Below are 654 nucleotides of genomic sequence, written 5' to 3'. Positions count from 1 at the left end.
CTGGTAAGGTTCTTCGCGTAGCTTCGAATTAAACCACATGCTCCACCGCTTGTGCGGGCCCCCGTCAATTCCTTTGAGTTTCAACCTTGCGGTCGTACTCCCCAGGCGGAGTGCTTAATGCGTTAGCTGCAGCACTGAAGGGCGGAAACCCTCCAACACTTAGCACTCATCGTTTACGGCATGGACTACCAGGGTATCTAATCCTGTTCGCTACCCATGCTTTCGAGCCTCAGCGTCAGTTACAGACTAGACAGCCGCCTTCGCCACTGGTGTTCTTCCATATATCTACGCATTCCACCGCTACACATGGAGTTCCACTGTCCTCTTCTGCACTCAAGTCTCCCAGTTTCCGATGCACTTCTCCGGTTAAGCCGAAGGCTTTCACATCAGACTTAAAAAACCGCCTGCGCTCGCTTTACGCCCAATAAATCCGGACAACGCTTGCCACCTACGTATTACCGCGGCTGCTGGCACGTAGTTAGCCGTGGCTTTCTGGTTAAATACCGTCAACCCTTGAACAGTTACTCTCAAAGGTGTTCTTCTTTAACAACAGAGTTTTACGAGCCGAAACCCTTCTTCACTCACGCGGCATTGCTCCATCAGACTTTCGTCCATTGTGGAAGATTCCCTACTGCTGCCTCCCGTAGGAGTTTG

1 rRNA gene is annotated in these 654 nt (G+C 51.5%); it reads right to left on the bottom strand.

The features are described 5' to 3' along the window. Positions 1–654 (bottom strand): 16S ribosomal RNA (locus tag HL666_RS33830); the annotation flags it as partial.

Origin of the sequence: Bradyrhizobium aeschynomenes (assembly GCF_013178945.1) — a bacterium.
Lineage (GTDB): Bacteria > Pseudomonadota > Alphaproteobacteria > Rhizobiales > Xanthobacteraceae > Bradyrhizobium > Bradyrhizobium aeschynomenes.
This window is presented reverse-complemented; position numbering and strand designations above follow the sequence as displayed.